Origin of the sequence: Alteromonas sp. DY56-G5 (assembly GCF_041414725.1) — a bacterium.
GTDB classification, from domain to species: domain Bacteria; phylum Pseudomonadota; class Gammaproteobacteria; order Enterobacterales; family Alteromonadaceae; genus Alteromonas; species Alteromonas macleodii.
Window position 1 is genome coordinate 64337 of record NZ_JANHZQ010000024.1, and the last position, 9207, is coordinate 73543.

General features: G+C 46.6%; 10 protein-coding genes. 7 read left to right on the forward strand and 3 right to left on the reverse strand.

The genetic code is table 11. The annotated features are described in order from the left end of the window. The first annotated feature begins 18 nt into the window (after nucleotides 1-18). From ribBA to NO989_RS12895, 5 genes are all read left to right on the forward strand, one after another. The gene (gene ribBA / locus NO989_RS12875) at nucleotides 19-1119 is read left to right on the forward strand and encodes a bifunctional 3,4-dihydroxy-2-butanone-4-phosphate synthase/GTP cyclohydrolase II (protein WP_014950089.1); all 1101 of its coding nucleotides are present in this window, start codon (nucleotides 19-21) and stop codon (nucleotides 1117-1119) included. Nucleotides 1120-1293: 174 nt separating this feature from the next. After that, nucleotides 1294-1767 (forward strand): 6,7-dimethyl-8-ribityllumazine synthase, encoded by a 474-nt coding sequence (ribE, locus tag NO989_RS12880; RefSeq protein ID WP_014950088.1) that lies wholly within the window; start codon nucleotides 1294-1296, stop codon nucleotides 1765-1767. Between the two features lie 12 nt (nucleotides 1768-1779). Next, nucleotides 1780-2202, forward strand: coding sequence for a transcription antitermination factor NusB (nusB, locus tag NO989_RS12885; RefSeq protein ID WP_012518940.1), 423 nt, complete (start codon nucleotides 1780-1782; stop codon nucleotides 2200-2202). Between the two features lie 48 nt (nucleotides 2203-2250). Beyond that, entirely contained in the window at nucleotides 2251-3216 is a 966-nt protein-coding gene (gene thiL / locus NO989_RS12890) for a thiamine-phosphate kinase (protein ID WP_318488069.1), read from the forward strand. Between the two features lie 41 nt (nucleotides 3217-3257). Continuing rightward, nucleotides 3258-3758, forward strand: coding sequence for a phosphatidylglycerophosphatase A (locus tag NO989_RS12895; protein ID WP_049586604.1), 501 nt, complete (start codon nucleotides 3258-3260; stop codon nucleotides 3756-3758). A gap of 135 nt (nucleotides 3759-3893) precedes the next feature. On the opposite strand, the gene dxs is transcribed toward NO989_RS12895, so the two are convergent. The 3 genes from dxs to xseB are packed head-to-tail and all read right to left on the reverse strand — an operon-like array spanning nucleotide 3894 to nucleotide 6969. Further along, nucleotides 3894-5774 (reverse strand): 1-deoxy-D-xylulose-5-phosphate synthase, encoded by a 1881-nt coding sequence (gene dxs / locus NO989_RS12900; RefSeq protein WP_014976982.1) that lies wholly within the window; start codon nucleotides 5772-5774, stop codon nucleotides 3894-3896. Between the two features lie 32 nt (nucleotides 5775-5806). Further along, nucleotides 5807-6697, reverse strand: a complete 891-nt coding sequence (locus NO989_RS12905; RefSeq protein WP_014950084.1) for a farnesyl diphosphate synthase — start codon at nucleotides 6695-6697, stop codon at nucleotides 5807-5809. Between the two features lie 29 nt (nucleotides 6698-6726). Continuing rightward, nucleotides 6727-6969, reverse strand: a complete 243-nt coding sequence (gene xseB, locus NO989_RS12910; protein WP_014976981.1) for an exodeoxyribonuclease VII small subunit — start codon at nucleotides 6967-6969, stop codon at nucleotides 6727-6729. A gap of 410 nt (nucleotides 6970-7379) precedes the next feature. Between xseB and pomA the strand changes: the two genes are divergently transcribed. Then, entirely contained in the window at nucleotides 7380-8141 is a 762-nt protein-coding gene (gene pomA / locus NO989_RS12915; protein WP_014950082.1) for a flagellar motor protein PomA, read from the forward strand. After that, entirely contained in the window at nucleotides 8141-9070 is a 930-nt protein-coding gene (locus tag NO989_RS12920; protein WP_014976980.1) for a flagellar motor protein MotB, read from the forward strand. Before pomA ends, NO989_RS12920 begins: the two co-directional genes overlap by 1 nt. The last annotated feature ends 137 nt before the right edge of the window (nucleotides 9071-9207 follow it).

Genomic DNA, 9207 nt, shown 5'->3' on the forward strand with positions numbered 1-9207 from the left:
CTACAAGAAGCACACAACATGGCATTTAACACTACACAAGAAATTATTGAAGACATTCGCCAAGGTAAAATGGTTATCTTGATGGATGACGAAGACAGGGAAAATGAAGGCGATTTGATAATGGCGGCAGAGCATGTGACGCCTGAAGCCATTAACTTTATGGTAACCCACGCTCGCGGTTTAGTGTGTTTACCAATGACGCAAGAGCGCTGTCGCACCCTGAATCTTCCGCTTATGGTGGATAAAAACGAAGCACAGTTTTCTACCAACTTCACTGTGTCTATTGAAGCGGCAACCGGCGTGACCACAGGTATTTCGGCGGCAGATCGCGCAACAACCATTAAAGCTGCTGTAGCGAAAGACGCGAAAGCGACAGACATTGTACAGCCGGGTCATATTTTTCCGCTAATAGCTAAAGACGGTGGCGTGTTAAACCGCGCAGGTCACACTGAAGCCGGTGTAGATTTACCGCGTTTGGCAGGGTTAGAGCCTGCTGGGGTTATTGTAGAAATCCTCAATGAAGACGGCACGATGGCCCGTCGTCCAGAACTAGAAAAGTTTGCTGAAAAACATAATCTTAAAATCGGCACCATTGCTGATTTAATTGAATATCGCAATCTCAACGAAACCACCATTCAAAAGGTCGCTCAATGCAATATGCCAACCGAGTATGGTGACTTCGAGCTTCACACGTTTAAAGACAGCATCGACAACCAACTTCATTTCGCACTTAAAAAAGGCGAAATTAAAGAAGATGAGCCGACACTTGTACGTGTACACCTTCACAATACGTTTAGTGATCTTCTTGGGTCTACCCGCGGTATTCATCGCTCGATGACGCTTGCCGATGGCATGCGCAAAATTTCAGAAGACGGTGGCGTATTGGTGCTATTAGGTAAAGAAGAGCATATTGAAAGTCAGGTACGCCGCTTTGCCGCAGAAGACCGAGGCGAGCGACCGACTGGCGCTGACTGGCAGGGATCGTCACGCACTATTGGTGTAGGCAGTCAAATTCTAGCATCAATGGGCGTACACAAAATGCGTCTTCTTAGTAAGCCAATTAAATATCACGCACTTTCAGGTTACGGCCTTGAAGTAGTGGAGTACGTGCACGACTAGTACTTAGCTGTAGGGCGGAGCTCAAGTGGAGAGGGTTTGCGACAAGCACTCCGTTCCCACATTGAGTCAAGCTAACGTACCCGTTTACGAATAGTTGAAGTTAAAGAAACAATCGATTTAGTTTGGGCGCAGTTGTGGTATACTTCGCGCCGTTTTTTCTCGAGGAATGAATCCATGCAGGTAATTGAAGGTAATATCAGAGCAACCGGTAAGAAATTTGCTATCGTTGTATCACGCTTTAATAGCTTTGTAGTTGAAAGCTTACTTGAAGGTGCACTAGACACACTAGAGCGTCACGGTGAAGTGAGTGATGACGATATCACGTTAGTACGTGTACCTGGTGCTTACGAGTTACCTGTAGTAGCTAAGAAATTAGCTGAGAAAAAGTCATTTGACGCCATCATCGCACTAGGTGCGGTTATTCGTGGTGGTACACCACACTTTGATTTTGTAGCAGGCGAATGCAACAAAGGTCTTGCGCAAGTTTCTCTTGAATACGGTGTACCCGTATCATTTGGCGTAATTACAACAGATTCAATTGAACAGGCTATCGAGCGTTCAGGAACCAAAGCGGGCAACAAAGGTGCAGAAGCTGCACTTGGTGCGCTGGAAATGGTTAACGTTATCGATGCTGTTGAAAAGCTTTAAGGTAAACATTAAGTGAAAGTTTCAGCTCGTCGTAAAGCCCGTGAACTCGCTCTGCAAGGCGTGTATTCATGGCAAATGAGTCACAACGATATTCAGCAGGTTGAACTGGCGCTAGCCACCAGTAACGACATGCAAAAGGTAGATATGGCGTATTTCCAAGCTCTGCTTCGCGGTGTTGCACACAACGCAAGTAAACTTGATGCGACCATCAAGCCTTACCTTGGCCGTTTGCCTGAAGAGTTAGACGCTATTGAAAAAGCAATCTTGCGCATTGCGACGCTGGAACTGACCGAGCGCATTGACGTCCCTTACCGCGTAATTATTAATGAGGCGATTGAGCTTGCTAAAGCATTTGGTGCTGAAGAAAGTCACAAGTTCATTAATGGTGCACTGGACAAAGCAGTGCGCACTTTGCGCAAAGACGAGCGCGACTAACCTTACCGTGGCGGCATGGACTGCCGCTAAAAGGGTTTAAAAATTACCGTGAAAGAATTTGACCTTATCGGCCGCTACTTTTCAAACAGCGGCCACAAACGCAAAGACGTTGTTATTGGTATTGGTGATGACTGTGCTGTAACAACGGTTCCTGAAAACCAACAGCTTGCCGTTACCACAGATACCCTGGTTGCAGGTGTGCACTTTTTGAAAGACGCACCGGCGAAGTCTGTTGCGTATAAAACAGTGGCGGTAAACTTAAGCGACCTTGCCGCAATGGGCGCAGAGCCAGCGTGGATTAGTTTATCTCTGTCATTACCGGAAGTGGACGAAACTTGGCTAGATGACTTTGTTTCGGGCCTTTATGAGCTAACTCAGTACTATTCTGTACAGCTAATCGGTGGCGATACGGTTAAAGGCCCAATGGCGTTCACGATTACAGCTCAAGGCTTCATACCGCCAGGTTCTGAGCTAACGCGTAGCGGCGCTAAGCCAGGTGATTGGCTTTATGTCACGGGAACGCTTGGTGACGCAGGTGCAGGTTTAGACATCCTGCAAAATAAGCTGAGTGTAAGGGGTGAAGCGAAAGATGTCTTGGTAAATCGTCATTACTTCCCAACTCCTCGCGTAGCGGTGGGCACAGCTATCCGACGTATTGCAACGTCGTGCATTGATATCTCTGATGGTTTAATTTCAGATTTAGGTCATATCCTAAAAGCGTCTAATTGCGGTGCAAATGTTCATGTAGAGCGTTTACCGTTGTCACGAGCATTAACAAGCGCGGTTACACCAGAGCAAGCTATCGAATACGCGCTGTCTGCAGGCGATGACTATGAGCTTATTTTCACCGTAAGTGAAGAGCAGCGCGGAAGTCTTGAAACCTCGTTGGCAAGCACAAACGTGAAAGCCACATGTATTGGCCAATTAACCGGTCATAACGGCACACTTTCATTGCTCAAAGACAACGAAAAGTACACACCTGTTAACGTGTCAGGTTACGAGCACGCCTTTTAGGCAGCCGATTTGTCCGACAAAAGCAATAAAAAGGAAAAAGCATGCAGGCTGAGTTTCGCGCTAGAGTGAGTATGAAAAATCCCGTGCATTTTCTCGCACTAGGCTTTGGCAGTGGACTTATTCCTTTCATGCCGGGAACCTTTGGCTCACTTGCTGCGTTGCCCCTACTTATTGCCTGTAGCCAGATTTCCCTAATTTCCTTTATCGCGCTTACGCTGATATTCTCAGTTGTAGGCATTTACCTGTGTGGCAAGACTGCTGACGATATGCAGGTTCACGATCATGGCTCTATAGTGTGGGATGAAATAGCGGGCATGTTTGTGACCTTTCTGTTTGTACCTATTTCAGCGTCTTCTTTACTTGTAGGCTTTGTTCTATTCAGGCTTTTCGATATCTTGAAGCCTTGGCCAATAGGTATCATAGATAAGCGCTTACACGGCGGTACAGGCATTATGCTTGACGATCTTATCGCTGGCGCCATGGCATGCGGTTGTCTACATTTACTAATGGCGTTTTGGCCTGCCGCATTGGCTTTGTTTTAATTCATTACGAACATTCGCCGCCATTTTGTTAGACTTACCTTAAAGGAAAGCCAGTTGACGGTGAGCAAACTATTTACGAAAAAGCCCGCAAAATAGCGGGCTTTTTAATGTCTTAGTAATGATTTTAAAGCTTAATTAGTTAGCACTTAAACTGCTAGCCGCCGCAATAATACCTTCAGCATCTAAGCCGTGCTCTTTGTACATTTCTTGCTGTGTGCCTTGCAGTATGAAACTATCAGGCAGCCCTAACATCTTCACCGCTTTTAATACGCCATTTTGCTGCAAGTGTTCTAGTACGGCACTACCAGCTCCACCCATAATACAGCCGTCTTCCAACGTAATAAGTGCACTGTGCTCACTGGCAGCTTTTAATACTGCGTCGCCGTCTAACGGCTTAATGAAACGCATGTCGATAACGGTAGCGTCAATCGCCTCTGCAGCTTCAAGCGCGTAGGGCAGTAGGCAGCCAAAGTTTAAAATGGCGATACTTTCAGACTTGCCTTTTGATGATTCTCGACACGTACGAGATTTACCAATCTCAAGCTCTGTCATAGCTTCGTCAGGCGTGACACCCATGCCAGCACCGCGAGGGTAACGAACAGCAGCTGGTTTTTGTAGCTTGTGACCCGTGTAGAGCATTTGACGACATTCATTTTCATCTGAAGGAGCCATAACCACCATATTCGGAATACAGCGCAGGAAAGCGATATCAAACGCCCCCTGGTGAGTAGGGCCATCTGCGCCAACAATACCGGCTCTATCAATGGCAAACAATACGGGTAAGTCTTGAATCGCCACATCGTGAATGAGCTGGTCGTAGGCGCGCTGCAGGAACGACGAATAAATAGCAACAACCGCATTCATACCGTCTTTGGCAAGGCCCGCGCCAAAGGTCACCGCGTGCTGTTCAGCAATCGCAACATCGAAATACTGCTCTGGAAAACGCTGAGAAAACTCAACCATGCCTGAACCTTCGCGCATGGCTGGCGTTACCGCCATTAGCTTAGGGTCTTGTGCCGCCATATCACACAGCCATTTCCCAAAGATTGCAGAGTAGGTAGGGGCTGAAGGCTTAGATTTTGGCAAAGCATTGTCAGCCGGATTGAATTTTGGTACCGCGTGGAACTTGATAGGGTCTTCTTCAGCAACCGCGTAACCTTTACCTTTCTTGGTGACTACGTGAAGTAGCTGCGGGCCGTCAAACTTGCGCATATTGCGTAGCGTATCGACAACACCATTTACGTCGTGGCCATCGATAGGGCCAATGTAGTTAAAGCCAAGCTCTTCAAATATCGTGCCCGGGACAACCATGCCTTTAATGTGTTCTTCTGCACGGCTGGCAAACTCCTTAATAGGAGGTACATTGCTTAGCAGCTTTTTGCCGCCATCGCGTATAGAGTTGAAAAAGTTGCCTGTGAGCAAGCGAGCTAAGTGACTGTTCAACGCACCTACGTTTTCAGAAATAGACATTTCGTTGTCGTTAAGTACAACTACCATGTCTTTCTTGATATCACCAGCGTGATTAAGGGCTTCAAACGCCATACCAGCGGTCATTGCACCGTCGCCAATTACCGCTACAACCTTTCTGTTTTTGCCTTCTTTTTCGGCAGCCACAGCCATGCCCAGCCCTGCACTAATCGATGTAGACGAATGACCGACTGCAAAGGTGTCGTAGTCGCTCTCAGGCGGCCATGGGAAAGGGTGCAGACCATTCTTTTGGCGAATGGTACTCATGCGCTCTGCACGGCCTGTAAGGATTTTGTGCGGATAAGCTTGGTGACCTACATCCCACAGCAGTCGATCGAAGGGGGTGTCGTACACATAGTGCAAAGCGACGGTCAGTTCCACTGTGCCTAAACCAGATGCAAAGTGCCCACTGGTTTGGCTTACGCTGTTAAGTAAGTACTCACGCAACTCATCGGCGAGCTCGCGTAATTTGTCTTGGGGCAACTGCCTCAATTTATCGGGTGTTTGCGCAAGCGCAAGCGTTGGGTAATGTTGGAGATCTAAACTCATGTACTTATTATCTTTTTCAACATGGCGCGTGGCTAATGGTCGCGTTTTACCAAAAGCTCGCTAAACGCAATTAAACTGTCAGTATTGTAGGGTAAACGCGCCAATGCTTGAAGTGCATTATCGTGAAGCATTTCTAATTCTTGTTTAGCGCCTGTAATACCAAGTTTGGCTGGAAAGGTATTTTTCCCTAACGCTTCGTCTGACCCCGCGGGTTTACCTAATTTTTCGCTACTGCCTTCCACATCTAAAATATCGTCTTGAACTTGGAAAGCTAGCCCAATATCCGCGGCATAAGCCATTAAGTCAATTTTAGTTTGAGGCAGTAAGCCTTCACTAACAATGGCGACCATTTCTACGCAGGCTTTTAACAATGCACCGGTTTTCAATCTATGCAGCTGTTTTAGTTCTTCTAGCGAGATGGTTTTGCCGGTGCTGGCTAAATCGATAGCTTGCCCACCGCACATACCTATGTAACCCGCACTTTTCGCAAGTACAGACAGTAACTGGCTACGCTTTGTTTCAGCATACGTGCTTAATGGCGCATCAGCTAACACTGTAAATGCAAGTGCCTGCAGCGCATCGCCAGCTAAAATAGCGGTAGCCTCATCAAAGGCGATATGGCAGGTTGGCATACCGCGGCGCAAGTCGTCGTCATCCATGGCTGGTAAATCGTCGTGGACTAACGAGTAGGCATGCACACATTCAATGGCCATACTAATAGCCATTTGGTCTTTTTTGGGCACGTCTAGGGTGTTACCTACTACTTGAACAAGTAGTGGCCGCATCCGTTTACCGCCAGCAAGTAAGGCGTGACGCATTGCGTCTTTCAAGCGCGGCGCGTAATCGGGTAATTCGTCAATTAATGTAAGAAGAGATGCATCAGTTTGCTGTTTCACTTGCTGATGCAAAGCAGAAAAATTCATAGATTGCCTGTTAGTTAAAAATGAACGGTTTATGGCTGTTCACTTTCAGGAAGAGGGTGGAGCGTTTCTTCGCCTTGTTCACTTAGCAGTATTTTCACTTTTTGCTCAGCGTTTTCTAGCGATTGCTGGCCTTGGCGGGAAAGTGCTATACCGCGCTCAAATTTTTCTAGTGCTTTATTAAGAGGCAGATCACCGCTTTCCATTTCGTTAACGATAGCTTCTAGTTCTGATAAAGTTTCTTCAAAAGACGCTGATGCTTTTTCTGTCGTCATAAAAACACTCAATATAGTGGCCAAAATACGTATACCGCGCACATTAACCGAGGGTTGCACAAGGGTCAAATGGTTTGTCCGTATATCGCCTATATCACAGTAACATAGCTTTTTTTTCATCCAGTTCAAAAGGCAACATACAAGCAAATTGTGCTATATTCGATGCAAGGCTCACTAACCTTTCAGAAGTAACCGTGTTATTTACTGTGAAGGAAAAAGTAAGGCGCTGAAAAAGCGCTAGGTATTTTAGTTTAGAAAAAAGACAAAGCAGCGCTTTTACATAGAACCTACTTCATAATAAACAAATAAATGTGATATTTTTCAATAATGTCGTTTTAGTATTTCTATCTTTTGCCGATAGGGTATTTGTACACTAACAGCACTGACTGCGCATAAATGGGGAAGAGTGAGTGGATTTAGCAACCGTCATAGGTATGTTGGGCGCCATTGGTTTCATAGTTATGGCTATGATTCTGGGCGGCAGCTTGGGCATGTTCATCGACGTGCAATCAATACTTATTGTATTCGGGGGAACACTATTTGTTGTCCTATCTCAGTTTACGTTGGGTCAATTCTTCAGTGCGGGTAAAGTTGCTGGCAAAGCGTTCATGTTCAAAATTGAAACGCCTGAAGAGCTAATCGAGAAGATTGTTGAAATGGCAGATGCTGCACGTAAAGGCGGGTTTCTGGCATTAGAAGAAGCGGAAATTTCAAATGAGTTCATGCAAAAGGGTGTGGACATGCTGGTTGACGGCCACGACATTGAAGTGGTGAGAGAAACGTTAGCTAAAGATATTTCTATGACAACGGAAAGGCATGAGTTCGGCGCTTCTATATTTAAAGGAATGGGTGACGTAGCACCAGCGATGGGTATGATTGGTACTTTGATCGGTCTGGTTGCCATGCTTTCAAACATGGATGACCCTAAAGCCATCGGCCCTGCCATGGCGGTAGCGCTATTAACCACGCTTTATGGTGCCTTTTTTGCCAACGTCGTGTGTTTGCCAATTGCCTTTAAACTGGCGGTAAGAGCTGGAGAAGAGAAGTTAAACCAGAGTCTTGTTCTTGACGGTATTGTGGGTATAGCCGACGGCCAGAACCCACGTGTTATCGAAGGGGTATTAAAGAACTACCTTGCGGCGAGTAAACGCGGAAGCGCAGAGGAAGAGTAATGGCCGAAGAAGAATGCCCAAAATGTCCCCCCGAGGGGCTTCCAGCCTGGATGGGAACCTTCGCAGACCTGATGTCGTTGCTTATGTGCTTCTTTGTACTGCTACTTTCGTTTTCGGAAATGGACGTACTGAAGTTTAAACAAATTGCAGGCTCTATGAAGTTTGCTTTTGGTGTGCAAAATAAAATTGAAGTAAAAGATATTCCAAAGGGCACCAGTGTTATTGCTATGGAATTTCGTCCGGGTAAACCTGACCCTACGCCCATTGAATCCATTCAGCAGCAAACTAACGAAATGACCCAGCAAATGCTGGAATTTCAGGCTGGTAATGAGGATTCTGCCGGCGGAAGGCAGAAGCAGCGCGGCGAGCAGCGTGGCGGACAATCTCAACAAACGGCTACAGAATCGTCTTCATCGGCTGAACAAAGCACCGATCAGTCGCAAATGGCTGAACTGATGAAAAAAGTAGCGCAGCAATTAGAAAAACAAATTCTAGATGGTTCGGTGGAAATGGAATCGTTAGGTCAGCAGTTAACCATTCGAATCCGTGAAAACGGTTCCTTTTCGGCGGGCTCGGCGTTTTTGCAGCCCCAATTCCAACCGGTGTTGAGAAAAATAGGTACGCTGTTGGCGGATGTGCCTGGAGAAATCGAAATTTCAGGGCACAGTGACGGCCAGCATATTGCTAATGAACTCTATCGTTCTAATTGGGACTTGTCAGCGCAGCGCGCTGTCGCGGTCGCAGAAGCCATGCGTACCGCGCCAGGGTTTGACGAAAGTCGTATGTCGGTAGTGGGTAAGGCAGATACCGATCCAATTGTAGAAAATGCCACTACACCTTCAGACCGAGCGCAAAATCGTCGCGTTGAAATTAATATTAATCAGGGTAAGCCAATGCTGTCGAAGCCTATATCAGTTGTAGATGAGTAGTGCTTTGACCTAGTGTCAGCTTCAAACAAGACAAGAAAGCGGCGCCAAAAGGGCGCCGCTTTTTTTGTTTGCCCAGCGAAGCTGGCAAACCCGTCAGGTTGAAAGAAACCTGAATCACCCTGACTGAGGGGAAGATA